The organism is Collinsella sp. TM05-38, from assembly GCF_003466445.1.
Taxonomy (GTDB): Bacteria; Actinomycetota; Coriobacteriia; order Coriobacteriales; family Coriobacteriaceae; genus Collinsella.
Genome location: NZ_QSPM01000004.1, coordinates 40,194 through 64,688, shown reverse-complemented (window position 1 = coordinate 64,688; position 24,495 = coordinate 40,194). Strand labels below are relative to the sequence as shown.

Sequence of the window (24,495 nt, the reverse complement as noted above, 5' to 3'; positions counted from 1 at the left end):
GCCAAAGCGTCTGTAAGCGTGCTAATGGGCGCTGGTGGCGCGGAGTAATCATAAGGCATTCACGCTATTCGCAGCATTGTTGAGCAACAAACCACGCGAGGTAAAAAGGATTCCTTTTGCAGAAAACCCCATGACACGGCAAGCTGATTGAAAGACAATAGATAAAGCTGTAACAAGGGTGATTTATCGTTCACCCCGGTATCAATAAAACCCAGGAGATTTTTCGTGGCCATTCAGACGAAAACTCTTCGGGGGGGGGTGCTCGCTAGTGAGTGTCTTCCTTCGATAGACAATCCTAGCGTTATCTTGCGACACGCATTTTCGCTTCTCATAAAGCGGGGCGCGTGATGGCAAAGCTAGCAGAGATAACGCCCGGTACGCGCGTTCGCGGTATCGCGGGGGATTCGCCCGTGACCATTATGGCTGTCGAATGGCATGGCGATTCCGTCTTAAACGTAATCTACAAGACGGACCAGGGCGTACTGGGTGACCGACCTCTCTTCGATACAGACGAGGATAATTACACCATCGAAAAGTCCAGCGCCTGGGCGTTCGATGCCGACCCCGATGACCTGCGACTCGTGTCCGAAGCGTATCGCATAGGCTTGGCTCATCTGTTCGATCCCTATCTGGCTATTCGTACGTCGTCTATCGAGCCGCTGCCGCACCAGATTTCGGCCGTCTACAAGGAAATGCTGCCGCGCTTGCCGCTGCGTTATGTGCTGGCGGACGACCCCGGCGCAGGCAAGACCATCATGACGGGCCTCCTAATAAAAGAAATGATTGCTCGCGGCGATCTTAGGCGTTGCCTTATCGTGGCTCCCGGTAATCTTGTGGAACAGTGGCAAGACGAGCTATGGCAAAAGTTTGGGCTCAAATTCCGCTTGCTTACAAATGATGTTCTGGAGTCTTCTGCTACCGGGAATCCCTTCGATGAGGTCAATTTTTGCATCGGCCGCCTAGATAAGCTGGCTCGCAACGACGAGATCCAAAAGAAGCTAAGGGCAACTTCGTGGGATCTCGTTGTATGCGACGAGGCCCACAAGATGAGCGCGACAAACTTTGGCGGCGAGTTCAAGCCGACCAAACGCTATAAACTCGGTCAACTCTTGGGTGACACAACCGAAAACTTGTTGCTTCTTACAGCTACGCCTCACAACGGTAAGCCGGCTGACTTTCGCTACTTTATGGCGCTCGTGGACAAGGACCGGTTTGCGGGAGGCAATCGCGTTAAGAATCCTGCGGCGCGCTCCACTGCCGGCCAGGCTCAGAGCCTTCCGCCCGCCGCTTCGCTTGACTGCGATGTTTCCGATGTTATGCGTCGCCTCGTGAAAGAGGAGCTGCTCAAGTTTGATGGGCGCCCGCTATTCCCCGAACGTTGCGCCTACACAGTCGAATACGACCTATCTCCTGCCGAGCAGGAGCTCTATGACTCGGTGACTCATTACGTCACCGAGGAGTTTAACCGTGCGGAGCGCTTGGGTGGCAAGCATAAGAACAGCGTCGGCTTTGCTTTGACCATCCTGCAGCGTCGTCTTGCGTCGAGCCCCGAGGCCATCTACCAGTCGCTTCGGCGTCGTCGCATACGGCTCGAGTCCAAGCTCGCCGAGGCAAAAAGTGTTGCGAGCGGTAAGGTCGCCTATACAGATAAATGGGGCATCGATGCCAGAGATTTTGACGAGGACGATTACGACTCCGATGAGTACGAGCAAATGGAAGATGACGTCGTAGACACCGCTTCTGCGGCGGCGACTGCGGCTGAGCTCGATACTGAGATCGCGATTTTACGCACGCTCGAGCGCAAGGCAAACGATGTTCGCATTAGTGGCGAGGACCGTAAGTGGGAGGAGCTTTCGCGACTGCTGCAAGACGATTCCAATATGTTTGGCATGGACGGTCGACGTGAGAAACTCATCATCTTTACCGAACACAAAGACACGCTGAATTATCTTGCAGGGAAAATCGGATCGCTTCTGGGTGACCGTTCTGCCGTGCTTACTATTAAGGGCGGTATGACGCGCGACGAGCGCCATCGTGCTGAGGAAATGTTCAAGCAGGATGCGAACTCGCGCATCCTTGTCGCTACGGATGCCGCCGGCGAGGGCATTAACCTGCAACGCGCGCACCTTATGATCAACTACGACCTGCCGTGGAATCCCAATCGACTCGAGCAGCGCTTCGGTCGTATTCACCGCATCGGTCAAACCGAAGTATGTCATCTGTGGAACCTTGTCTCCACGCAGACGCGCGAGGGAGAAGTATTCCAACGCCTGTTCAGCAAGCTCGAGGTGGAACGTGCCGCGCTGGGCGGCAAGGTTTTCGACATCTTGGGCAGAGTTACCTTTGAAGGCAAGACGCTCCGTGACTTGCTCCTCGATGCGATTCGCTATGGCGATGACCCCGAGGTACGGGCGCGGCTCAACCAGGTGGTTGATGCATCGCTCGACACGAGCTCCATTAAACGGCTCCTCAAGGAATATGCGCTTACCGATGACGTCATGGACGCTCGCGGCGTAAGCGCTATTCGCGAGGACATGGAGCGCATGGAGGCTCGCAAGCTCGAGCCGCACTTTATCCAGGCATTTTTCATGGCGGCAATGAAGCGCTTGGGAGGACGCGTGGCATCTCGCGAGACTGGCAGGTTCGAGGTGCTTGAGGTGCCGTTCTCGGTTCGCTCGATGAGCATGGACGGCGAATGCGGCCACGTGCTTGCCTCCTATGAGCGTATTTGCTTTGACAAAGAATCTAAAGAGGGCCCCGGGCTCGTTCCCGCGGAGTTGGTATGCCCCGGTGACCCGCTTTTGGACGCAACGGTGAAGGTGCTGATTGGCCAAATGGGTTCGGCGCTTAAGCGGGGCTGTGTGCTCGTGGACGATAGAGATTTTGGAGACAAGCCAAGACTCTTGCTCTATATCGAAAACTCCGTCCAGGACGGCACGACGCTGACCGACGGCACCAAACGTACGGTATCCAAAGAGTTTAGGTTCGTTGAGGTTGACGCTGCGGGCGAAGCTCGTGATGCGGGCTATGCGCCCTATTTGGACTATCGCGGTCCTCGTCCGTCCGAGGCCTCTGCCGCACACACTATCGCTTCTGAGCAGGAGTGGCTTACCGGCGACATTGATGCGCTTGCCATGGATTTCGCCATTCGCGAGATCCTCCCTGTGAGCCTCAAAGAGGTGCGCAATCGTCGTATTCCGCAGATCGAGAAGATCGAGCGAGCCGTTGACGCGCGTCTTACCGACGAGGCCAATTATTGGGATGGTCGCGCGTGGGAGCTGGAGGAGAAAGAAAAGCAAGGCAAGAAGACACGCCTGAGCTCTCTGAATGCTCGTCGTCGCGCCGACGATCTGCGCGACCGTAGGCAAATGCGCTTGGCGGAGCTGCAATGCGAAAAGAGCATCACTCCCACGTCTCCGAGGGTGCTGGGCGGCGCGCTTGTGATTCCAGTTGGCATGCTGCCCCACGACTCGCGTGCTACTACCGAATCCAGTGCGGCAGGCAGGCGCGAGATAGAGCTTGCCGGCATGCGTGCCGTCATGGCTATCGAGCGGGAACTGGGATTTACGCCGCGAGATCGAAGCGCAGATAACTGCGGCTACGACATTGAATCCGCGGTGCCCGATGAGCTTTGTGCCAAGGGGCCGGCGCTGCGAATGATTGAGGTCAAGGGTCGCATCATGGGCGCCACTACGGTCACCGTTTCGCACAACGAAGTGATGTGTGCGCTCAACAGGCCAGATGCCTTTGTGCTCGCACTGGTCGAGGTCGAGGGAAACACGACCCGAACTTCTTACATCGCACATCCATTTACAAGTCCGCCGGATTATGCCGCGGCAAGCACGAACTACGACATCGCGCGCCTCAAGGAAGCGGGCGACGTGATACTAGAGAAGGAGCAGACATGGCAGTAAAAAAGAAGCTCATCGAGGTGGCTCTGCCGCTCGACGATATCAATGCGGCATCTGCGCGTGAGAAGTCCATCCGCCATGGGCATCCCTCGACGCTACACCTCTGGTGGGCCCGACGCCCGCTGGCCGCGGCGCGCGCAGTTATCTGGTCGTCGCTGGTGGACGACCCGTCGGCGCATCCCGAGGAGTTCCCCACCGTGGAGGAGCAGGCTGTCGAGCGCGAGCGCCTGTTCGGCATCCTGCGCGAGCTCGTGGTGTGGGAAAACTCCAATAACGATCGTGTGCTTAATGCCGCCAAGGCCGAGATTAAAAAGTCGATGAGCGACGACTTGCCGCCGCTGCTAGACCCGTTCGCGGGCGGCGGCGCCATACCGCTGGAGGCACAGCGTCTGGGCCTCGAGGCCTATGCGCAGGACTTGAACCCCGTTGCGGTGACCATCAACAAGGCCATGATCGAGATCCCGCCGCTGTTCGCGGGGAAGACGGCCGTGAACCCGGAGTCGCGCTCGCGCGCAAGCATCGATTCGTGGGCCGGCAACAACGGTCTGGCCGCAGACGTCAATTACTACGGCTCCTGGATGAAGGAAGAGGCCGCCCGCCGAATCGGATACCTGTATCCTAAAGTCAAGGTGCCGGCCGAACAGGGCGGCGGCGAGGCGACCGTTATCGCATGGTTGTGGGCCCGCGCCGTCAAGTGCCCCAACCCCGCCTGCGGGCACGAGGCGATCCTTGTGCGCTCGTTTGACCTCTCCAAAAAGAAGGGTAAGGAGTGGCACGTCGAGCCCGTCTGCGAGGGCGGCGAGGTGCGCTTCGAGGTCGCGCCTGGTAAGGCGATGCAGGACGGTACGGTGAACCGCCGTGGCGCGACCTGCGTGCACTGCGGGACACCTATAGATTTTAAATACGTCAGGTCGGAAGGCCGCGAGCACCGCATGGGCGAAAAACTTATGGCGATTGTTGCCGAGGGTAAGCGTGGGAGGGTTTATTGCGCGCCAAACGATGAACAGGCATCCGTCGCGGACATCCCAAAGCCAGACGAATATCCCGATGCGGATATCGCATCTAATCCCAGGGACTTCAAGACTCCCAACTATGGTCTCGCAACTTTTTCTCAGCTCTTTACCAATCGACAGCTGACGGCGCTGACGACGTTCTCGGCGCTCGTCGGCGAGGCCCAGAAAAAGGCCGAGGCGGACGCCATTGCTGCCGGGCTGCCCGATGACGGCGTGGGCCTGGCGGACGGCGGCACCGGAGCCCGCGCCTATGGTGAGGCCGTCGGTGTGTACCTGGCGTTCGTCGTTGACAAGCTGACGGACTACCACTCGTCTATTTGCTCATGGAATGCCGGCCGCGATCAAACTAGAAATGTATTTGGGCGTCAAGCAATTCCTATGACATGGGATTATGCTGAAAACAACCCGCTATGCTCCTCTTCTGGCTCAATGACCAATATGCTTGATTGGGTTACGAAAGTTCTTAGGCAGCTCCCGATGAAGGCGAAATCGGGTATTGCTAGGCAATATGACGCCCAAAGCGACAATGGCATGCGCGGCATCCTCGTGTCGACGGATCCTCCTTACTACGACAACATCGGCTACGCGGACCTCTCGGACTTCTTCTACGTTTGGCTGCGCCAATCGCTTAGGCACACTTACCCCAAGCTCTTCAGCACCATGCTCGTACCCAAGCACGAGGAGCTGGTTGCCACACCCTACCGCGAGGACCGCGGCAAGGACGGTGCGCGCGAGTTCTTCGAGGAGGGCATGTTCAGCACCTTCAAACAGGTGAACAAGTACGCCCGCGAGGACGTACCCGTGACCATCTATTACGCCTTCAAGCAGAGCGAGACCGAGACTTCTAACGACGTGGAATCCACGGCGTCGACCGGTTGGGAGACGATGCTCTCCGCCATCATTCGTGCGGGCTTTTCCATTAACGGCACATGGCCGATGCGAACTGAAAAGCCAGGCCGTACTATCGGCAACGGTACTAACGCCCTTGCTTCCTCCATCGTGCTCGTGTGCCGCAAGCGCCCCGAGGGCGCGCCCATGGGGACGCGGCGCGACTTTGTGATGGCGCTCAAGCGCGAACTGCATACGGCCCTCGACGAGCTGCGCTCCTCCAACATCGCGCCGGTGGACCTGGCGCAGTCGGCTATCGGCCCGGGCATCGGGGTGTACTCGCGGTTCTCGCAGGTGCTCGAGGCCGATGGCAGTCCCATGACGGTGCGCGCGGCACTGCAGATCATCAACCAAGAGGTGGATGCGTACTTCAGTGACCAGGATGGCGAGCTCGATCGCGAGAGTCGTTTCTGCGTCGATCTCTATACGCAGAAAGCCTTTGACACCATTAAGTTCGGTGAGGCGGATGTGCTTGCTCGTGCTAAGAACGTTTCCATTGAAGGGCTGGCGGCACAGGGGCTCCTTGCTTCCGTTAAGGGCAACGTGCACTTACTCGACCGTAGCGAGGTGTCGGAGCGCGTTGACTTTAAAGCGCCTACCTGGCTCACGACTCAGCAGCTTACGCGCGCGCTCGAGGAGGGCGGTGTTGCGGCTTGTGCCAAGATCGTTAGCCAAACGCTCGGCGGTCGTGCGGATGGTGCCAAGGCACTTGCGTATCGCCTCTTTACCATTGCTGACAAACGCAATTGGCAGCAGGAGGCCTTCGCTTACAACTCGCTCGTAACGGCATGGCCCGAGATCCAATCAAAGGCGGCGCAGCTTGCTGTCGAGCGTCCCATGCAAGACTCGCTCTTCGATTAAGCCCCAAGGAGATAAACCATGGAGAACAACAGCAATAACAGCGAGCTTCTCAACAAGGGTTTTGACCTTTTGCTCAAGGCTCTCGACCCTTATGTGATGCGCGAGCTTATCCAGGCATATGGCAATGATTTTTGGCAAGTCGGTGTGCTCAACAAGCTCTACGACGACCAAAAGCGCAACTTGCCTGTATCGGGTGACTATGCCACTCTTGCCGACTCGCTCGATATTGCCTTGTGCTTGCTGCTCGTTGACATCAACTGGCGCGATGTATTTCGCCTTAGGTTGCCTCAGGATTGCAAGAACTACGTCATGGAGCTCAAGGGTGTTCGCAACAAGGTCGCGCATCGCGGTATGGGAGGTATTTCGGACAGCGATGCATGGCGCGCGCTCGATACCATGAGCCGCTTGGCTGAGCAGATTGATCAAGATACCACGGCACAGATCAACGCGATGCTCCGTGAAGTTCGTTATGGCAGCGCCGAAGGCTCGACGGCGGTGACAACAAATGTTGATGCTGGCGTGGATGTCCCGGCACCTCGTAGGAAATCACTCGAGCAAACCAAGGCCGTGCGTGGCCTGCCTAGTTGGCGCGACGTCATGGAACCCCATATGGATGTCGCCGAGGGACGCTATAAAAACGCTGAGTTTGCTGCGGACCTTGCCCAGGTGGCGCGCGGCAAGGGCGAGCTGGAGTACCGCGACCCGGTCGAATTCTTCAATCGAACGTATGTGACCGAAGGCATGAAGGGGCTGCTCGTGCAGTCGTTGCGCCGCGTGGCTGGTCTCGACGGCGAGCCCGTCATCCAGCTCAAGACGGCCTTCGGCGGCGGCAAGACGCACAGCATGCTCGCTCTCTACCACATGATGCGCAGCCGCTCCCGCGTGGGGCAAATCGCTAACATCGCTTCTGTGCTCGAGGAGGCGGGCGTTGCCGAAGTCCCCGAGGTGCATGTTGCCGTGCTCGTGGGCACTTCCATCAATCCGGCAAAAGCCATGCGCCCGGCTACCATGCCTGGCATCATGGTCAACACGCTTTGGGGCCATATGGCATACCAGCTTGCAGAATCCGCTGGCAGGCCCGAGCTCTATGACTATGTGAAAGATGCTGATAAAAAGGGCGTCTCGCCGGGATCCGCTGCTCTGACTGAATTATTCGACGATTGCGGCTGCTGCCTTGTCCTTATGGACGAGCTCGTTGCCTATGCCAAGAAGATTTATGGCGTCGATGGACTTAACGCCGGCAGCTTCGACAACTTCATCACCTTTATCCAGGAGCTCACCGAGGCAGCGCGCGCTTCGAAGTGCAGTCTGGTCGTAGCCTCTATCCCCGAGTCCGACAACGAGATTGGCGGCGAGGCGGGCCAGCGAGCTCTGGAGCAGATTGAGCATACTTTTGGGCGCATGGAAGCCATCTGGAAACCCGTGGCGGCAAACGAAGGCTTCGAGGTTGTGCGCCGCAGGCTTTTCCTTGACTGCAAGGATGATGCCGCTCGCGATGAGGTGTGCGCGTCATTTAGCAAGATGTACAACGAAAATACTTCGGACTTCCCGGTGGAGTCGCGCGAGCTTGAATACCGCGATCGCATGATTTCCTGCTACCCGATTCACCCCGAAGTGTTCGACCGTCTCTACGAGGACTGGGCAACGCTCGAAAAGTTTCAACGTACCCGTGGCGTGTTGCGCTTAATGGCGTCGGTTATCCACGAGCTGTGGATGAACCAGGATCCTTCGCCCATGATTATGCCGGGGTCGTTCCCTCTTGATGTGCCCGGCGTGCGCGATGAGCTCACGCGCTATCTTGATGACAACTGGAATGCAGTCGTTGATTCCGAGATTGACGGCAAGCAGTCCGTTCCGTATCGCAATGACGGCGACAACACTCGTTACGGCAATCTTTTGGCTTCGCGTCGCGTCGCACGTACCATCATGCTCGGCAGTGCTCCCGACGTGGGCGGTCAATCTGTCCGCGGCATTGAGCGCGCGCATATTCGCTTGGGCACGGTCCAGCCTGGCGAGAACATCTCCGTATTCAACGATGCCCTGGGCACGCTGCAGACATCTTCGTCTTTCCTGTATAGCGACGTCAACGGAAACCGTTTTTGGTACGATACACGCCCCACGTTGCGCAAAGTTGCCGATGACCGCGCCCAGCAGGTCAAGGACTCCGAAGCGCTCTACGAAGTTGAGAGCCGCCTAAAGAGGCTGCGCAAGATCGATCCTTTCTCGGGCATTCATGTATGCCCTGCAAGCTCATTTGACGTACCGGATGACCAGACGCTGCGCCTGGTGGTGCTGACACCTTCTGCAAATCACCGTGGAAAAACGGCCGATTCCGCGGCACTCACCTTGGCATCGGAGATACTCTCAAATCGCGGTACGTCTCCGCGTACGTACAAGAATATGGTTGTGTTCGCAGCTGCGGACGCATCTTACTATGCACAACTCCTAAGTGCGGCGAAACAATACCTTGCTTGGGATTCCATCAAGAAAGATCGCGAGTCGCTGAACCTCGACGTGGCACAGACGCGCGAGACTGACCAGAGCGTGAGACGTGCCGACGAATCGCTCGAGCTGAAGATTCAGGAGGCCTATAGCTGGCTTATTTATCCGCGTGTTGACCTTTTCAACAGCTCGATGGATATCGTTTGGGAAGCAGAACGCGTTGAGGGCGGCGGCGAAAATATCGTTGCCAAGATGGCGCGCAAGCTTGTTTCCGATGAGGCGGCCATCAAGACCTGGGCGCCGGCTCTACTCAAGATGGAGCTCGACCGAGTGCTTTGGAAGGACGCGGACCACATCCAGATTAAGCGTCTGTGGGAGTTCCTGTGCTCTTATTGCTATCTTCCCAGGCTGTCATGCTATGGCGTGCTCGAGGACGCGATTCAAAGGGGCTTGGGCTCAAAGGAATACTTTGGCCTTGCTGCTGGCTTCTCGGACGATCGCTATATGGAGCTGACGTTTGGTGAACAGAAGACGTTTATTAACGAGAGCGACCTGCTGGTAAAGCCGGCTGTGGCAACAAAGCAGATTGAAGAGGAAGAGGCTGCTGCTCGCGCTGCGGCTGCGGAGGCCGCGCAGAGCTCCGATGACGGCGGGCATGGAATTGCGTTTGGTCCTACGACGAGCGAGACGGTGACGGACGGAACTGGCAGGACCACGGTTGTCGACACAACGCCGGTGGTGGTGCAGCCCGCGAGGCAAAAGACATCCTTCCATATGACGGCAAAGCTCGACAACACTCGTGTCAACCGCAACATCCAGACCATCATGGATGAAGTGGTGAGCCAGCTAAACATGCTGGGCGGTGCCGACGTACAGCTTTCGTTTAGCGTTTCCGCTCATGTCGAAGACGGAATCCCCGTGCAAACAGTCCGAGCAATAAGCGAGAACTGTTCCACGTTGGGCATCAACGACTATAAGTTTGGGGAGTAAAGGTTATGGCAATCAATAGGACAAGGATTCTTTCCTCTGGAACTTGCGGAAACGTTGGCGACGGTCCCGAGTCGATAGTGGTGCATGTTCGTGTCGATACACATAGGTGTGGCGAAAAAGATGACGCATGGATACTGGCGAGTGCGTTTTTGGGATGCGGTGACGATCATATTTGTGCTCAGGTGCAACAGATGGCTGATTTTCAATACGATGAATCGGATTTGGTCGCAGAATGCGAATATGAATGTCAGTTCGAAGATTCGTTAGCCTTCTGGCAAAAAGCCATGGCTGATGCCGATAATCTGCGCTTGAGTCTTGTTGAGTACACAAAGGCGGGAGATGTTACTGACTGGCAATTCGTGAGGGATGAGGCGTTTCCAGAGAAATACTCATGGACGTTGCCCGCGGACACCATTAACGTGCCCGACTATGTCGAAACGGCTGTTAAAAACTTGAGGGCGGATCTGAAATACAAATAAGCTAATAGACGCTTATTGTCCGGGGGTATAGAGAATCCCAATTATCACCATCTGGCATGATGGGTTGGTGCGGATTGCGGCTGACTATCCTGCGGGCAGTTGGTAAGACGCTCTACCAAACAAATAAACCGCGCTGACACTTGTGTATGTCAAAAGGCATACGCAAGTGTCAGTCTTTTGGCATCGTGTGGTCTGAGCGGCGGCGTGCAACGGCTGCACGCCGCCTGCGTCTGCCTACATCTCCGCAATCCCGCGCGCTGCGCTCAGCAGCTCATACTCCCTCTGGCTCCGCTGGCGCAGTTCGGCAGCCTCGACGGCATCTCGGCACAAGTCCAAAAACGCCTCGGCTCTCTCGCAGAAGCACTCGCGGGCAAAGACGCCGGATCCGTCCGCAACGCACACGCCGTCGGCAAACAGCTTCCAGCTCGACGGTTCGCGCAGGTTATCCCCGGACAGCTTGATTTGCAGTACGTGCGGGTCGCCGGCAACACAGAGCTCTTCTTCGAGCACCTGCACGGTAAAGCGCATCTGGTGGGAGAGACTGCTCTTGACCATGGCCGATACGTAGCCATTTGGCTTGTCCAGAAGATGCATGTGATTCGGTTTGACGATCAGGTTGTGGAAGTTGCGCTCACTGCGCACGGAGAAATTGTCCATACGGACTCCTTTCATCGATGTTGGCAGGGCCACCGTGCCTCTTGGCCGGTTGGCGTCGGGATCGTGGAGCCAACTCTCTACCCCGACTCTGGATAAAACGCACCCGCTCCTTGCGGGCAAGATGGAGTCTATCAGCGCGCGCGGACAGAAATCAAGCGCCGCCTGCGAAATGACGCGCGGGCGGCGTTTGTTTTCGCCGCCTGCTGTTAAGCTTAAAAACGAAAAAGTGTCGACATTTCCCATATAAAAGTATGGAAAAGTGTTGTAATACACACTTTAAAACCTCGGAAAAGTGTCAAGATGAGCACCTAATAACTACGGAAAAGTGTATCCTAGTGCTAAAACAGCACGTAATAAGGGGTGCGCTTATGCTGCAGAGAAAAGCGAAAGCACGGTTTGAATCTTGGCTTGCCTCGTCGCCCAACAAGGCTCTTTTGGTCAAGGGCGCCCGACAGGTAGGAAAGTCATATTTGGTCAACGTCTTTGCAGGCGAATCGTTCGAAAATGTCGTGACGTTCGACCTTATCGCCGACGCGTCCGTGCGTGATTCGTTTTTGGCGGCGAAAAGCGCGGATGACCTTTTTATGCGCATGTCCATCGCTGCAACGCAGCCAATGGTCGCCAACAAGACCGTCGTGGTTATTGATGAGGTTCAGCGGTCCCCCAATGTAGTGACGTTTATCAAATACCTCGTGCAGCGCGGCGACTTTCGATACATCCTTACCGGATCGCTCCTTGGCGTTGAGCTCGAGGGCATCGATTCCCTGCCGGTGGGGTATGTCGAGCAGGTGCAGATGTACCCGCTCGACTTTGAGGAGTTCTGCTGGGCAAACGGCGTTGCTGCCGGTGTGTTTGACATACTTAGGGACTGTCTAAAGGACGAAAGCCAGCTCCCCGACTATCTGTATGACCGCTTGCTCAACCTGTTCCATCAGTATGTGGTGGTGGGAGGTATGCCCGACGCGGTTAATACGTTCTTGGCGACGCGTAATGTTGACGAGGTTCGAAAGATCCACCGCGATCTTCACGCTCTGTATCACGACGACATCGCAAAGTACGCTCCGCCCGAGCTTCGTCTGGTCATTCGCGATATCTACGATTTAATTCCTAGCGAGGCCGGCTCCAAAAACAAGCGATTCAAACTGTCATCGATTAACGGTGTCAAACGTTTTTCGCAGGTGACAGATCATTTTCTCTGGTTATCGGAGGCAGGTGTCGCGCTTCCCGTGTATAACGTAACGGCGCCCGTGGCACCCCTTTTATTGGGGGAGCAACGAAATCTGTTCAAGCTGTTTTACCTGGACACCGGAATGCTCATGTCGTCGTATTCCAAAAGGGTCGCCCAAGGCGTTTTTGATGGGGAGGCGGAAGGCGGCTTTGGCATGAACATGGGGGCGGCGTTTGAGGGCTTCGTTGCCCAAGAGCTCAAAGCTCATGGGTTTAGATTGCGCTACTTTACGTCCAAAAAGGTCGGTGAGCTCGATTTTGTGGAAGAGACGTTCGATGGGGAAGTGTTTGCCATCGAGGTCAAATCGGGCAAGAGCTTTAAGTGCCACGCGGCGCTCGATAACGCACTGACAACGAAGGGCTACGGAATCGATCGCGCCCTGGTACTTGCGGAATGTAATCTTCACCGCGATGGTGACGTGCTGTATCTGCCCATCTTTATGGCAGGGCTTTTGGAGCCGTAACGTGCCGTCGACTCTTCCGGCCCTCACTTAACCCTCGCTACTCGTCGTCTCCGTCGTTGGGGTCGCCCTTGAGGGTGTTGATGTCCAGATACTCGTTATCGTCCTCTTTTTGCTGGGTCTCCGACTCCGCTTGGGTGGGGCCGCGGAACAGCTGGAATCCCTCAAACGCAATGACGCCGAGCAGGGCAATGATAATGGCGATAAAGGCAACCTTGACTGCCTGCGGAAATTCCGAGAAACGCAGTGCCTTTTCCTCGGCGTAATAATCGGCGAAGAGCTCTTCGCCCGTGCTTTTGGTATACGCCGGTGCGGACGCGGCCTCCGGGTCATATTCCGGTGCAGGCGCGGCAGCGTACGGATCGTTGAGATAATCGCTCGATGCGGTGCCATAATCCTCGGTCCCGATGCGACCGGTGCCATCATAGCCATCGGAATAATCGGAATATACCGCACCGCCCTCATAGTCCGCGGCGCTCGTGTTGGCGGCAAAAAGCGGGTTAACTGGAACGTCGAGCGCCAGCATGCCGGTAGAGGTCTCATCCAGATCGGCTGCAGCCCAGGAATCGTAGGCCACCTGATGGGTAGCGGGCTCATCGAGCCTTGTGACTTGAGGCTTGCGTGCCGCAGGAACAGGCAACTGCTGGGCGCTGAACATGACGGTGCTGTCGGCCGATTTGCCCTGCGTCGCTGCAGCGAGAAATGCCGCCGTCTCGGTCGGGTCGCTTGCGGGGCGGGGAGCGGGCGTGGGCGCCGAAGTGGGTGCGGGCGTAGGCGCGGGCGTCGAAACAGGCGACTGCGCAGGAGTCGGCGCAGATGCGGGCTTAGGCGCAAGTGCGGGATTGGGGCTTGACGGGCGAGCCCCGCCGCCCATGAGTTCGTCGGCGGTCCACGGGCGATCATCCATCACGTCGTCAAGGCTCAGCGAAAACAGGTTGTCTTCACCCTCATCGAACATGCGGTGCACATGTCCACCAATTGCCGGAATCAATCCGCGACCGGTGCATGATGCCTTGCTCAACGCCATTCTGTTCCACCCTTTCGAAATACCAATGACATCGATTATATGGAACTTCCCAAGCGGCTCGGTCTTGGATTCATGCTTTCCAGAACTCGCGCCCAAAAAGGGGAGGGGTGCAGGCGCGCTGACTATTTGTCGCCGGCCGCCGCCTTGGCCTCGTTGAGGTAGCTATAGAAGCTGTATTTGGAGATGCCAAAGAACTCGCAGGCGCGCTCGCTCGACTTAGAAATGAGGAAGGCGCCGCGACGGTCGAGGTAGCCAATGGCACGAATACGCTCGTCTTTGGTCATGAGCGCCGCGGGCTTGCCCACAAACTGCTCGCACTCGTGCAACAAGTCCTCGAGCAGGTTGCCGATGTTTTTGGTAATGGGCTCGGGCTCGGTGTAGCCCGTGCCGCCGGTGCCGGTAAAGGCGTCGAGCGAACGCTCAAAAGCCTTCATAAGCGTAATGTCAAAGTTGATGCCCAAAATGCCGACGGGCTTGCCCTCGTCGTTGCGGATAAAGATCGTCGACGATTTGAGCAGCTTGCCATCGGTGGTTTTGGTGAGGTATGGCTCGCGGTCGTGCACGTCGGTGATGCCCTCGTGCATGGACTCAAACACGATATGGCTGGGGCCGTCACCCAGTTTGCGCCCGCTGACGTGGCCGTTTTCGATCACTACGATGGAGTGGTCCACGTCCTCGGTCTCCAGATCGTGGACGACGACTTCGCAGTTGGGGCCAAATTGGAGCGCCAGACCGTGTGCAAGGCGCTTGTAGAACTCAATCTGTGCGGGGGTCATGGGTGCCTTCCTAAAAATAAGTTTGGGCTCACTGTGCCATAAACCCCACTTGTTCGCAAATAACGAAAGCGCCGCTGCGTTATAAGACCGCCGACATCTCAGGCGCCTCTTGCGAGCACGGCGAGGTCAACGCCGCCCGTTGGTTCCAGGCCTAAAGCCGGGTTGAGGTAAACCATGTAAAGGGGGCACTCTGCCAACCGGCGGGGTGCCCCCTTTTTGCATCGTGGGCGTGCGGGATAAGCGCTTTTAAGGCCAACGGCGGCGTCGCGCCCGTGCGTCTTGCCCTAAACGGTGAACCCGCCTCGCCGGTGCTGTTCCCTGCGAGTCTCTTTCCCGACCTTATGGGGCTTAAGGGCAAGGATGGCGGATCGTCGCTGCTTAGCGGCCGAACCGCTTTTGCTCTGCTCAAACCGTACATGGTCACGCAGATTGACGGCTGCTTGCGCGGCCTTTTGGCCGACGGCGTGCAGGTGACTGAGGGCTTTAAATGCGCCGACGTCGACCCGCGCGGCGATGCCAGCTATATCAACTATATTTCGGACAAGGCGACGTCGGTCGGCGGCGGCAAAATCGAGCTCTTTGCGCTGGACGAGGCTCGCGAGCTGCTGGCCGGGGGTAAATCGCGTCTGGTCCGCTACACCATGGGCGGCGAGAACTCCGATACCGGCATGATCTACGGCGGAGCCATCTGCCTGTGCTATCTGCACCTGGACGCGACCCAGGCGCTGTTGTTCCAGTCGGTTGCCGATGTACTGGCGTATCGCCGTATCGGCGACTTCGTCATCGACTTTGAACCGTTTATCGCGAGCGCGCTCGAGGGCGACGTTGCCGAATACCATGGCGAGGAATCGCGCCACACCATTGCGGGCTGCCCCAGGCTTTCGCTGGTGGAGGAGGGGAGTAAGGTCACCTACACCAACGCCGCCTCCGAGATTCACCCGGCGCACATCGAGACACTCTGCCCCGAGGAGATCGCCATCTCCATCGCCGCCGAGATGATCCACCTGCGCCGCACCAAGCTCGTCCCCCGCAAGCGCTAGTCGCATCCCAGGGTAGCTAATTTGGGACGGGGCTTTTTTAGCTACCTTGTCGCAGGGTAGCTAAAAAAGCCCCGTCCCAAATTAGCTACCCCTGGCACATGCGGGTCATATTTGTGCGGGGGAGTTGTGGAGTTGTGCAGGCAGACGAGGTTTTTCTGGTAATACGCTCCCGATGCGCGTATAGTACCGATTGTTTTGTCGGCTCCTGCTGCGTCGAGTCCAAACCGCGAAATGCCATGAGCGGCGCGGATGCAGTCAGGAGGCACGAGGACAACCCATCGTGGCCACGCCCCGTGCTTAAAACCCCAAGAAGGAGTGAACAATGGCAGAAGAGAAGTATGTGCCGCGTCTGAAGACCAAGTACAACAACGAGGTCAAGCAGCAGCTTCAGGACAAGTTCCAGTACGAGAACGTCATGATGATCCCCAAGTTTGAGAAGATCGTCGTGAACATGGGTGTCGGCGAGGCCGCTACCGATTCCAAGGCCATCGACGGTGCCGTGCGCGACCTGCGCGCCATCACCGGCCAGCAGCCGATGATTACCCGTGCCCGCAAGTCCATCGCTACCTTCCGCCTGCGCGCTGGTATGCCGATCGGCTGCAAGGTTACCCTGCGTGGCGACCGTATGTGGGAGTTCTTCGATCGTCTGACCTCCGTCGCGATCCCCCGTATCCGCGACTTCCGCGGCATCTCCGCCAAGAGCTTCGACGGCCGTGGTAACTTCTCCATGGGCGTCACCGAGCAGCTCATTTTCCCCGAGATCGACTTCGACTCCGTCGATCACCAGCGTGGTATGGACATCACTTTCGTGACCACCGCCAACACCGATGAGGAAGCCAAGGCCCTTCTGGACGCCTTCGGTTTCCCGTTCAAGAAATAGGTTCACCTGCCCTATAAGCGCCGTTCCCACAAGGGGGCGGCGCTTGGGGCGAACAATACTCTATGTGAGGAGGATATAAGTGGCTAAGACATCGATGATCGTCAAGTGCAATCGCAAGCAGAAGTTCTCTACTCGTGAGTACACGCGCTGCCAGCGCTGCGGCCGTCCGCACTCTGTGTACCGCAAGTTCGGCCTGTGCCGTGTCTGCTTCCGCGAGCTTGCACTCAAGGGCGAGCTTCCCGGCGTTAAGAAGGCCAGCTGGTAAGTCACTACCAGCGTTTCAAGCATCAGTTTGGAACAGGGAAAACGCGCTAAAAAGGCTTTGCCGTTAAGGGCGGCGAAGAACCAAGAGCACGTGTTCATCAAGAACGAAGGAGAATCTGTATGAACCTTACAGACCCGATCGCAGATATGCTTACGCGCATCCGTAACGCTAACTCTGTGAACAAGGCCACGGTCTCCATGCCGAGCAGCAAGAAGCTCGTCGAGATCGCTCGTGTTCTGCACGAGGAGGGCTACATCGAGGGCTACGATGTCGAGGATACCGTTCCCCAGAAGACTCTGCACATCACGCTTAAGTATGGTCCCAAGAAGGCTAAGGTCATCAACGGCATCCGCCGCATTTCCAAGCCGGGCCTGCGTAAGTACACCGGCGTTGCCGACATGCCCCGCGTCCGCGGTGGCCTTGGTACCGCCATTATTTCCACCAGCCATGGCGTCATGACCGACCGCGATGCTCGCAAGCACAACGTCGGCGGCGAGATCATCGCTTACGTCTGGTAATTCGCTCGGTAGGTAGAAGGAAAGGAGATCACCGTGTCTCGTATCGGTAATAAGCCTGTCCAGATTCCCGCCGGAGTCGAAGTGGCAGTCAACGGCAACAACGTTGTCGTCAAGGGCCCCAAGGGCCAGCTCGAGCTCGATGTCTTTGAGAAGCTCGCTATCAACGTCGAGGACAACGTCCTCACCGTTTCCCGTCCCGACGACGAGCGTGAGACCCGTGCCCGCCACGGCCTCACCCGCGCCCTCATCCACAACATGGTTGTTGGCGTTTCCGAGGGCTTCGAGAAGAAGCTCGAGCTCGCCGGCGTCGGTTACCGCGTGCAGCAGAAGGGCAAGAACCTCGAGTTCTCTCTGGGCTTCTCGCACCCCGTGATCGTCGAGGCTCCCGAGGGCATCACCTTCGAGGTTCCCGACAACACCCACGTGAACGTCAAGGGTATCAACAAGCAGCAGGTCGGTCAGATCGCCGCTGAGATCCGCGGCCATCGTCCTCCCGAGCCTTACAAGGGCAAGGGTATCCACTACGTTGGCGAGCACATCCGCCGCAAGCTGGGTAAGGCCGCCAAGTAGTCGTAACCGACTCACTCGCATAAGACCAGCACCCCGTCAGGTGCTGGCAAGATCAACCTTTTTAGGAGTTTACGTATGAACAAGCATAAGGCGAAGCTGGAAGGCCTCAAGCGTCGTCAGCGTCGTGTTCGCGGCAAGGTCTCGGGTACCTCCGAGCGTCCGCGTCTTCGCGTGACCCGTACTAACGCCAACATCTATGCCCAGATTATCGACGACAGCAAGGGCTCCAGCCTGACGCTCGTCTCTGCCTCGACCCTCGAGGCCGAGTTCAAGGGCACCCACACCTCGAACAAGGAGGCTGCGGAGAAGGTCGGTCAGCTCGTTGGCAAGCGCGCCATCGAGGCCGGCATCACCAAGGTCGCCTTCGATCGCGGTGGCCGTATCTACCATGGCCGCGTCAAGGCCCTCGCCGACGGTGCTCGTGCCGCCGGTCTCGAGTTCTAGGAGGTATGTAGCACATGGCTCGTAATCAGAAGCAGCAGCGCGAGGCCTCCGAGTTCGAGGAGCGCGTCGTTTACATCAACCGCGTGTCGAAGACCGTCAAGGGCGGTCGTCGCATGAGCCTCGTCGCTCTCGTCGTCGTTGGCGACGGCAAGGGCAACGTCGGCGTTGGCATGGGCAAGTCCGCTGAGGTGCCCCTGGCCATCTCCAAGGCGTCTCTCGATGCCAAGAAGAACATGTTCCACGTGCCGGTGACCGAGCAGGGCACCATCCCGCACGAGGTTCTCGGCCACTTTGGTGCCGGCCGCATCATCATCAAGCCCGCTGTCGAGGGTACCGGCGTTATCGCCGGCGGCGCTGTGCGTCCCCTCTTCGAGCTTGCTGGCATCAAGAACGTCCTGTCCAAGTCCCTCGGTACCGACAACGGCCTCAACATCATCAAGGCTGCCGTCGAGGGCCTCAAGGAGCTCTCCAGCCCTGAGGACGTCGCGGCTCGCCGTGGCCTGACGGTCTCCGAGATGTTCGTCGGTAAGGAGAACTAAGCATGGCTGACACCATCAAGATCAAGCAGGTCCGCAGCACCAACGGTTGCAAGCAGGACCAGGTCCGTACTGTCCGTGCCCTCGGTCTCCACAGGATCCGCGAGGTTCGCGAGATTGCTGACAACGAGTCCGTCCGCGGCATGATCTTCAAGGTCAAGCACCTTGTCGAGATTGTAGAGGAGTAGCAAATGCAGCTTCACGATCTTACTCCCGCGCCCGGTTCCACCAAGAACCGCAAGCGCGTCGGCCGTGGCAATTCTTCGGGTCACGGCACCACTTCTGGCCGCGGTCAGAAGGGCCAGGGTTCCCGCTCTGGCGGCACCAAGGGTGCCGGCTTCGAGGGTGGCCAGACTCCGCTGGCTATGCGCCTGCCCAAGCTTCCGGGCTTCCGCAACCCCCGTCGTATCGAGTACACCGCTGTTAACGTTGAGCGTCTCGAGCGTAAGTTCGAGGACGGCGCTGTGATCGACGGTGCCGCTCTTAAGGCCGCTCGCATCACTAAGAGCGAGTTCGAGCCCGTCAAGGTGCTCGGCAATGGTGAGCTCACCAAGAAGTTCACGGTCAAGGTCGACAAGGTCAGCGCTTCTGCGCAGGCCAAGATCGAGGCCGCTGGCGGAAAGGTCGAGCTGCCGTGCTAAATGGTCTTAAGAATGCTTTCCGCATCAAAGAATTGCGTGAAAAGATTCTTTTTACCATAGCTATGCTCGTCGTGTACCGCATTGGTGCGCACGTTCCTGTGCCCGGCATTCCCTTCCAGGGGATGCTGGGCCTTTTCTCGACCGATAACAATTCGGTCGCCGCAGGTGCTATGGCCCTCCTGAATCTTTTCTCTGGCGGCGCGTTGAGCTATGTGTCGGTGTTCTCCCTGGGCATCATGCCTTACATCACCAGCTCGATCATCCTCCAGATGCTCCAGGCCGTTGTGCCTTCCCTGCATGAGCTTGCCCGCGAGGGCGAGGTCGGTCAGACCAAGATTACGCAGTATTCGCGTTACCTCACCCTGGCTCTGGCAATCCTCAACTCCGTGGGTTACCTCTTCCTCTTTAAGAGCTTCGGCATCAGCTTTACTGGCGCCGGCGCTCCCGAGATCATCTTCGACCTCATGATCGTCGGCACGCTCACCGCGGGCGCCATGCTGATCATGTGGATTGGTGAGCTCATCACCCAGCGCGGTATCGGCAATGGCATGTCGCTGATCATCTTTGCGAACATCATGGCCGGTCTGCCGCAGGCGATCTTCTCCAGCACCGAGGGCAATGCCGGTGGCATCATCACCATGGTGATCATCTGCGCCATCATCTTGCTGGTTATCCCGCTGATTGTTTTCCTTGAGCGCGGCCAGCGCCGCATTCCGGTCTCCTACGCTAAGCGCGTTGTGGGTCGTCGCATGATGGGTGGCCAGACCACCTACCTGCCCATCAAGGTCAACACCGCGGGCGTCGTGCCGATCATCTTCGCTTCGGCGCTGCTGTACTTCCCGGCTCAGATTGCCGTGTTCTTCCCCGGCATCGGCTGGATTCAGGCAGTTGCCTCTGCGCTTTCGACCGGTTGGCTCAACTGGGTGCTTAATGTTGTCCTCATCGTGTTCTTCGCATACTTCTACACCTCCATGGTGTTCAACCCCGATGACACGGCAGACAACCTTAAGAAGCAGGGCGGCTTTATTCCGGGCGTGCGTCCGGGTAGAGCTACCGCGGCCTACATCAAGAACGCGCTCAACAAGATCACGCTTCCCAGCGCTGTCTTTTTGGCGCTCATCGCCATCGTGCCTTCGATCATCTTCTCTTTCACGGGTAACCAGCTGATCCAGGCATTTGGCGGCACGTCCATCCTCATCATGGTCGGCGTCGTGCTCGACACGGTCGATAAGCTCGAAGGCCAGATCAAGATGTATGATTACGATGGATTCTTTAAATAGGCTAGAGGAGGATTGCTCATGAACCTCGTATTGCTCGGAGCTCCGGGTGCCGGTAAGGGCACCGTCGCACAGGAGCTCGTCGCCGAGTTTGGCGTCGCTCACATTTCCACGGGCGACCTGCTGCGTGCTGCCGTCAAGGGCGGCACCGAGCTTGGTATTCAGGCTAAGAAGTACATGGACGCTGGCGAGCTCGTTCCCGACCAGCTCGTGATCGATCTTGTCAAGGAGCGTCTTGCCGCCGATGATGCCCAGCAGGGTTTCATCCTCGACGGCTTCCCGCGCAACACCGCCCAGGCCGTGACGCTCGATTCCGAGCTCTCCGCGATGGGTCGCGAGATCGACTGCGCCCTTCTGGTCGACGTGGCCCCCGAGGTCATTATCGATCGTCTGTCTTCGCGTCGCACCTGCCGCGCCTGCGGTTACACCGGCACCGCTGCCGATGCTACCTGCCCCAAGTGCGCCGGCGAGATGTATCAGCGCGACGACGACAAGCCCGAGACCATCAAGAACCGTCTCGACGTCTACGAGAAGTCCACGAGCCCGCTCGTCGACTACTATCGTGGCCAGGGTCTGCTCAAGTCGGTCAACGGTGACCAGGCTCGCGAGACCGTGTACGGGGATGTCAAAGAGGCCCTCGGTCTATGATCAAGATTAAGTCTGCAACGCAAATCGAGCAGATGAAGAAGGCAGGAGCGCTATCTAAGATGGCGCTCCGCCACGTTGGAGCCATGGTGCGCCCCGGCGTTTCGACTTTTGAGCTCGATCAGCTCGCGGAGCAGATTATCCGCATGCATGGCGGCACCCCTGCCTTTAAGGGATACGGCGGGTTCCCGGGGACTATTTGCGCATCGATCAACGATGCTGTGGTCCACGGTATTCCCAACCCCGACATGATCCTGCGCGATGGCGATATCATCTCCATCGATACGGGAGCCGTTGTCGACGGTTGGGTTGGCGATAACGCTTGGACGTTTTTCGTCGGCACCCCTACGCCTGAGGCCAAGGCCCTGTGCGAGGTTACGCGCGATTGCCTTAAGGCTGCCATCGAGCAGGCTGTTCCCGGTAACCATATCGGCGACGTCGGTTATGCCGTTCAGTCCCTCGCTGAGTCTCACGGTTACGGCGTGCTTCGCGACTATGTGGGCCATGGCATTGGACGCGTGATGCACGAGGACCCCAACGTTCCTAACTATGGAAAGAAGGGGAGGGGCGTGCGCCTCCAGACCGGCATGGTCATTGCCATTGAGCCGATGGTTACGATGGGTTCCAACCATGTGAGCTCGGGCTCCGACGGTTGGATTGTTACGACCAACGATCACCTGCCCGCCGCGCACTACGAGAACACCGTCGCCATTACCAATGACGGTCCGGTGATTCTCACCACGGACGCGCAAGGTGCTTGGTGCTCCCTGCAGGGCGGAGAAATGTAAAAGTCGCCGCCCCCTGATGCCCAACCTCGCCTTTCAATTTCGAAGGCATGACCCCAAGGTCTATTCCTTCTCATTTCAAGACGATCTTGGGCATCAGGGAACGGCTTTGTTTTACATTTCAAATGTAACAAGTTCCACGTAGTTGTGGAGCCATTACGAAGATATTACGATGCGTGCATACGTATTGTAGAATACTCAATCGCTGTCGTTTTCTAGAGAAAGATGATTGCTTGTGAAGAAGGAAGACGCAATTGAGCTCGAGGGTACGGTAAAGGAACCGCTGCCCAACGCCATGTTTAAGGTCGAGCTCGAGAACGGTCATTCGGTTCTGTGCAACATTTCTGGCAAGATCCGAATGAATTACATCCGTATTCTCCCCGGTGACAGGGTTGTCGTGGAGCTTTCCCCGTACGACCTGACCCGCGGCCGCATCACCTATCGCTACAAATAGCGGCACGCTTACACGCACTCCATTTCCGACTGCAGGCTTAGCTCAACCTACGGTCGGATTGTGTGTGAAGACCAGCCATAGTTTTAAACGCCTGCGGCTGGGCGAGTAGATAGTAGGGAAGTAGTTTGAGCGCTACCGAAAGGAAGAACGATGAAGGTACGTCCTTCGGTCAAGAAGATGTGCGATAAGTGCAAAATCATTAGGCGCCATGGCAAGGTCCTCGTCATTTGCGAGAACCCCCGTCATAAGCAGCGTCAGGGTTAAGAGAGGAGACTACGTTGGCCCGTATTAATGGTGTCGACCTCCCGCGTGAGAAGCGCGTTGAGATCGGTTTGACCTACATTTACGGCATCGGCCGCACCACTGCGACGAAGATTTGCGTCGAGTGCAACGTTAACGTGGATACGCGCGTTAAGGACCTCACCGAAGATGAGGTTAACGCCATCCGTGATTATATCGACAAGAACCAGATCATGGTTGAGGGCGACCTCCGCCGTGAGCGCAACCAGAACGTCAAGCGCCTTATGGACATCGGCTGCAACCGCGGCCTTCGTCACCGCAAGGGCCTCCCGGTCCGCGGCCAGCGCACCCACACTAACGCTCGTACCCGCAAGGGCCCGAAGCGTCAGATCGGTGCTAAGAAGAAGAAATAAGGAGCGCTAGATAGATGGCTACTGCTAAGAAGAACGTTCGCGCTGCCCGTCTGAAGCGCGCGGACCGTAAGAACATTTCCGTGGGCCAGGCTCACATTCGTTCTACGTTCAACAACACGATCGTTTCGATCACCGATCCCCAGGGCAACGTCATTTCCTGGAAGTCGGCTGGCCAGGTGGGCTTCAAGGGCTCCCGAAAGTCCACGCCGTTCGCTGCCCAGATGGCTGCCGAGGCTGCTGCCAAGCAGGCCATGGAGCACGGTATGAAGAAGGTTTCCGTCTTCGTCAAGGGCCCCGGCTCCGGTCGTGAGACCGCCATCCGCTCTCTCCAGGCTGCTGGCCTCGAGGTCTCGAGCATCCAGGACAAGACCCCCATTCCGCACAACGGCTGCCGCCCCAAGAAGCGTCGCCGCGTGTAACTGAAAGGATCGTATCAATATGGCAATCGACAGGACTCCTGTTCTTAAGCGCTGCCGTCAGCTCGGGATCGATCCCGCTGAGCTCGGTTACAGCAGCAAGAAGGAATCTATCCGTCAGCCCAAGCGCCGTCGCAAGGAATCTGAGTACGGCATGCAGCTGCGCGAGAAGCAGAAGGTCAAGTTCATCTATGGCGTTCTGGAGAAGCAGTTCCACGGCTACTTCAACAAGGCCCGTAAGATGAACGGCGTCACCGGTGAGAACCTCATGATTATCCTTGAGTCTCGCCTCGACAACGTCGTCTTCCGTCTTGGCTTCGCCCGCACCCGCAAAGAGGCTCGTCAGTCCGTCCGTCACGGTCACTTCACCGTGAACGGCAAGCGCGTGGACATCCCGTCCTACCGCGTCAAGGCCGGCGACGTCGTCGCTGTCGGCGAGAAGTTCCGTGACCTCCTCCCCATCAAGGAGGCCCTGATTTCCTCCGAGCGCTTTGAGGTCCCTGGCTGGCTCGAGGTCGATATCGAGAAGCTGTCTGGTAACGTGCTCGCTCTGCCGACGCGTGAGCAGATCAGCGGTGATATCAACGAGCAGCTCATCGTCGAGCTCTACTCTAAGTAGTCCATCCGGGCTGCTGAGGC

At 57.7% G+C, this 24,495-nt stretch carries 25 protein-coding genes and 1 riboswitch; of the genes, 22 read left to right on the top strand and 3 right to left on the bottom strand.

What is annotated here, in order from left to right:
- Positions 1 to 347 precede the first annotated feature (347 nt).
- Genes DXD49_RS03015 through DXD49_RS09595 form a run of 4 tightly spaced genes read left to right on the top strand, consistent with a single transcriptional unit; the run spans position 348 to position 10,584 of the window.
- The gene (locus tag DXD49_RS03015; RefSeq protein WP_117794172.1) at positions 348 to 3,914 is read left to right on the top strand and encodes a helicase-related protein; all 3,567 of its coding nucleotides are present in this window, start codon (positions 348 to 350) and stop codon (positions 3,912 to 3,914) included.
- Positions 3,905 to 6,673, top strand: a complete 2,769-nt coding sequence (locus DXD49_RS03010; protein ID WP_117794171.1) for a DUF1156 domain-containing protein — start codon at positions 3,905 to 3,907, stop codon at positions 6,671 to 6,673. The genes DXD49_RS03015 and DXD49_RS03010 overlap by 10 nt, the downstream gene beginning before the upstream one ends.
- Before the next feature lie 18 nt (positions 6,674 to 6,691).
- Positions 6,692 to 10,105, top strand: a complete 3,414-nt coding sequence (locus DXD49_RS03005) for a DUF499 domain-containing protein (protein WP_117794170.1) — start codon at positions 6,692 to 6,694, stop codon at positions 10,103 to 10,105.
- 5 nt (positions 10,106 to 10,110) lie between these two features.
- Positions 10,111 to 10,584 carry a hypothetical protein gene (locus tag DXD49_RS09595; RefSeq protein ID WP_147347825.1) on the top strand — a complete coding sequence of 158 codons (474 nt, stop codon included), beginning with the start codon at positions 10,111 to 10,113 and terminating at the stop codon, positions 10,582 to 10,584.
- Positions 10,585 to 10,818: 234 nt separating this feature from the next.
- Here the strand turns inward: DXD49_RS09595 and DXD49_RS02995 are convergent, their stop codons facing one another.
- Positions 10,819 to 11,241 (bottom strand): hypothetical protein, encoded by a 423-nt coding sequence (locus DXD49_RS02995; RefSeq protein WP_117794168.1) that lies wholly within the window; start codon positions 11,239 to 11,241, stop codon positions 10,819 to 10,821.
- A gap of 8 nt (positions 11,242 to 11,249) precedes the next feature.
- Positions 11,250 to 11,340, bottom strand: a riboswitch (SAM riboswitch).
- Between the two features lie 269 nt (positions 11,341 to 11,609).
- On the opposite strand from DXD49_RS02995, the gene DXD49_RS02990 reads away from it, so the two are divergent.
- On the top strand, positions 11,610 to 12,932 hold the full coding sequence (locus tag DXD49_RS02990) for an ATP-binding protein (protein ID WP_117794167.1): 1,323 nt from the start codon (positions 11,610 to 11,612) through the stop codon (positions 12,930 to 12,932).
- A 37-nt stretch (positions 12,933 to 12,969) separates the two neighbouring features.
- Here the strand turns inward: DXD49_RS02990 and DXD49_RS09735 are convergent, their stop codons facing one another.
- Positions 12,970 to 13,956, bottom strand: a complete 987-nt coding sequence (locus tag DXD49_RS09735; protein ID WP_117794166.1) for a hypothetical protein — start codon at positions 13,954 to 13,956, stop codon at positions 12,970 to 12,972.
- 122 nt (positions 13,957 to 14,078) lie between these two features.
- On the bottom strand, positions 14,079 to 14,732 hold the full coding sequence (locus tag DXD49_RS02980; protein ID WP_117794165.1) for a transcriptional regulator: 654 nt from the start codon (positions 14,730 to 14,732) through the stop codon (positions 14,079 to 14,081).
- A 272-nt stretch (positions 14,733 to 15,004) separates the two neighbouring features.
- Between DXD49_RS02980 and DXD49_RS09730 the strand changes: the two genes are divergently transcribed.
- From DXD49_RS09730 to rpsD, 17 genes are all read left to right on the top strand, one after another.
- Positions 15,005 to 15,772, top strand: coding sequence for a hypothetical protein (locus DXD49_RS09730; protein WP_199568943.1), 768 nt, complete (start codon positions 15,005 to 15,007; stop codon positions 15,770 to 15,772).
- A 322-nt stretch (positions 15,773 to 16,094) separates the two neighbouring features.
- A complete protein-coding gene (gene rplE / locus DXD49_RS02970) occupies positions 16,095 to 16,652 on the top strand; it encodes a 50S ribosomal protein L5 (protein WP_006235260.1) in 558 nt (185 codons plus the stop codon).
- Positions 16,653 to 16,731: 79 nt separating this feature from the next.
- A complete protein-coding gene (locus tag DXD49_RS02965) occupies positions 16,732 to 16,917 on the top strand; it encodes a type Z 30S ribosomal protein S14 (protein WP_022094280.1) in 186 nt (61 codons plus the stop codon).
- 119 nt (positions 16,918 to 17,036) lie between these two features.
- Positions 17,037 to 17,435 carry a 30S ribosomal protein S8 gene (gene rpsH, locus DXD49_RS02960; RefSeq protein ID WP_006235262.1) on the top strand — a complete coding sequence of 133 codons (399 nt, stop codon included), beginning with the start codon at positions 17,037 to 17,039 and terminating at the stop codon, positions 17,433 to 17,435.
- A gap of 33 nt (positions 17,436 to 17,468) precedes the next feature.
- Positions 17,469 to 18,005 carry a 50S ribosomal protein L6 gene (gene rplF / locus DXD49_RS02955; protein WP_006235263.1) on the top strand — a complete coding sequence of 179 codons (537 nt, stop codon included), beginning with the start codon at positions 17,469 to 17,471 and terminating at the stop codon, positions 18,003 to 18,005.
- 75 nt (positions 18,006 to 18,080) lie between these two features.
- Positions 18,081 to 18,449 carry a 50S ribosomal protein L18 gene (rplR, locus tag DXD49_RS02950; protein ID WP_006235264.1) on the top strand — a complete coding sequence of 123 codons (369 nt, stop codon included), beginning with the start codon at positions 18,081 to 18,083 and terminating at the stop codon, positions 18,447 to 18,449.
- Positions 18,450 to 18,463: 14 nt separating this feature from the next.
- Complete coding sequence (gene rpsE / locus DXD49_RS02945; RefSeq protein WP_055252236.1) at positions 18,464 to 18,988, top strand: 30S ribosomal protein S5; 525 nt, start codon at positions 18,464 to 18,466, stop codon at positions 18,986 to 18,988.
- 2 nt (positions 18,989 to 18,990) lie between these two features.
- A complete protein-coding gene (gene rpmD / locus DXD49_RS02940) occupies positions 18,991 to 19,173 on the top strand; it encodes a 50S ribosomal protein L30 (RefSeq protein ID WP_006235266.1) in 183 nt (60 codons plus the stop codon).
- 3 nt (positions 19,174 to 19,176) lie between these two features.
- Positions 19,177 to 19,626, top strand: a complete 450-nt coding sequence (gene rplO, locus DXD49_RS02935; RefSeq protein WP_006235267.1) for a 50S ribosomal protein L15 — start codon at positions 19,177 to 19,179, stop codon at positions 19,624 to 19,626.
- On the top strand, positions 19,620 to 20,906 hold the full coding sequence (secY, locus tag DXD49_RS02930) for a preprotein translocase subunit SecY (RefSeq protein ID WP_117734357.1): 1,287 nt from the start codon (positions 19,620 to 19,622) through the stop codon (positions 20,904 to 20,906). The genes rplO and secY overlap by 7 nt, the downstream gene beginning before the upstream one ends.
- An 18-nt stretch (positions 20,907 to 20,924) precedes the next feature.
- Positions 20,925 to 21,551 (top strand): adenylate kinase, encoded by a 627-nt coding sequence (locus DXD49_RS02925; protein WP_055252238.1) that lies wholly within the window; start codon positions 20,925 to 20,927, stop codon positions 21,549 to 21,551.
- A complete protein-coding gene (gene map, locus DXD49_RS02920; RefSeq protein WP_117743545.1) occupies positions 21,548 to 22,336 on the top strand; it encodes a type I methionyl aminopeptidase in 789 nt (262 codons plus the stop codon). The genes DXD49_RS02925 and map overlap by 4 nt, the downstream gene beginning before the upstream one ends.
- Positions 22,337 to 22,568: 232 nt before the next feature.
- Positions 22,569 to 22,787: a translation initiation factor IF-1 gene (gene infA / locus DXD49_RS02915; RefSeq protein WP_035137443.1), complete on the top strand. Its 219-nt coding sequence runs from the start codon at positions 22,569 to 22,571 to the stop codon at positions 22,785 to 22,787.
- Positions 22,788 to 22,937: 150 nt separating this feature from the next.
- Positions 22,938 to 23,051, top strand: a complete 114-nt coding sequence (gene rpmJ, locus DXD49_RS02910; protein WP_006363204.1) for a 50S ribosomal protein L36 — start codon at positions 22,938 to 22,940, stop codon at positions 23,049 to 23,051.
- 14 nt (positions 23,052 to 23,065) lie between these two features.
- Complete coding sequence (gene rpsM / locus DXD49_RS02905) at positions 23,066 to 23,440, top strand: 30S ribosomal protein S13 (protein WP_022094275.1); 375 nt, start codon at positions 23,066 to 23,068, stop codon at positions 23,438 to 23,440.
- A gap of 14 nt (positions 23,441 to 23,454) precedes the next feature.
- Positions 23,455 to 23,859 (top strand): 30S ribosomal protein S11, encoded by a 405-nt coding sequence (rpsK, locus tag DXD49_RS02900; protein WP_006235274.1) that lies wholly within the window; start codon positions 23,455 to 23,457, stop codon positions 23,857 to 23,859.
- Positions 23,860 to 23,878: 19 nt separating this feature from the next.
- A complete protein-coding gene (gene rpsD / locus DXD49_RS02895; RefSeq protein WP_006235275.1) occupies positions 23,879 to 24,475 on the top strand; it encodes a 30S ribosomal protein S4 in 597 nt (198 codons plus the stop codon).
- Positions 24,476 to 24,495 lie beyond the last annotated feature (20 nt).

Coding starts and splice junctions, on each gene's coding strand:
- rpsH (WP_006235262.1), top strand. CDS start 17,037: ATGAACCTTACAGACCCGATCGCAGATATGCTTACGCGCATCCGTAAC.
- DXD49_RS03015 (WP_117794172.1), top strand. CDS start 348: ATGGCAAAGCTAGCAGAGATAACGCCCGGTACGCGCGTTCGCGGTATC.
- rpsK (WP_006235274.1), top strand. CDS start 23,455: ATGGCTACTGCTAAGAAGAACGTTCGCGCTGCCCGTCTGAAGCGCGCG.
- rplR (WP_006235264.1), top strand. CDS start 18,081: ATGAACAAGCATAAGGCGAAGCTGGAAGGCCTCAAGCGTCGTCAGCGT.
- DXD49_RS03010 (WP_117794171.1), top strand. CDS start 3,905: ATGGCAGTAAAAAAGAAGCTCATCGAGGTGGCTCTGCCGCTCGACGAT.
- rpmJ (WP_006363204.1), top strand. CDS start 22,938: ATGAAGGTACGTCCTTCGGTCAAGAAGATGTGCGATAAGTGCAAAATC.
- DXD49_RS09735 (WP_117794166.1), bottom strand. CDS start 13,956: ATGGCGTTGAGCAAGGCATCATGCACCGGTCGCGGATTGATTCCGGCA.
- rpsD (WP_006235275.1), top strand. CDS start 23,879: ATGGCAATCGACAGGACTCCTGTTCTTAAGCGCTGCCGTCAGCTCGGG.
- DXD49_RS02990 (WP_117794167.1), top strand. CDS start 11,610: ATGCTGCAGAGAAAAGCGAAAGCACGGTTTGAATCTTGGCTTGCCTCG.
- map (WP_117743545.1), top strand. CDS start 21,548: ATGATCAAGATTAAGTCTGCAACGCAAATCGAGCAGATGAAGAAGGCA.
- rpmD (WP_006235266.1), top strand. CDS start 18,991: ATGGCTGACACCATCAAGATCAAGCAGGTCCGCAGCACCAACGGTTGC.
- DXD49_RS02925 (WP_055252238.1), top strand. CDS start 20,925: ATGAACCTCGTATTGCTCGGAGCTCCGGGTGCCGGTAAGGGCACCGTC.
- DXD49_RS09595 (WP_147347825.1), top strand. CDS start 10,111: ATGGCAATCAATAGGACAAGGATTCTTTCCTCTGGAACTTGCGGAAAC.
- rplE (WP_006235260.1), top strand. CDS start 16,095: ATGGCAGAAGAGAAGTATGTGCCGCGTCTGAAGACCAAGTACAACAAC.
- DXD49_RS03005 (WP_117794170.1), top strand. CDS start 6,692: ATGGAGAACAACAGCAATAACAGCGAGCTTCTCAACAAGGGTTTTGAC.
- rplO (WP_006235267.1), top strand. CDS start 19,177: ATGCAGCTTCACGATCTTACTCCCGCGCCCGGTTCCACCAAGAACCGC.
- DXD49_RS02995 (WP_117794168.1), bottom strand. CDS start 11,241: ATGGACAATTTCTCCGTGCGCAGTGAGCGCAACTTCCACAACCTGATC.
- rpsE (WP_055252236.1), top strand. CDS start 18,464: ATGGCTCGTAATCAGAAGCAGCAGCGCGAGGCCTCCGAGTTCGAGGAG.
- DXD49_RS02980 (WP_117794165.1), bottom strand. CDS start 14,732: ATGACCCCCGCACAGATTGAGTTCTACAAGCGCCTTGCACACGGTCTG.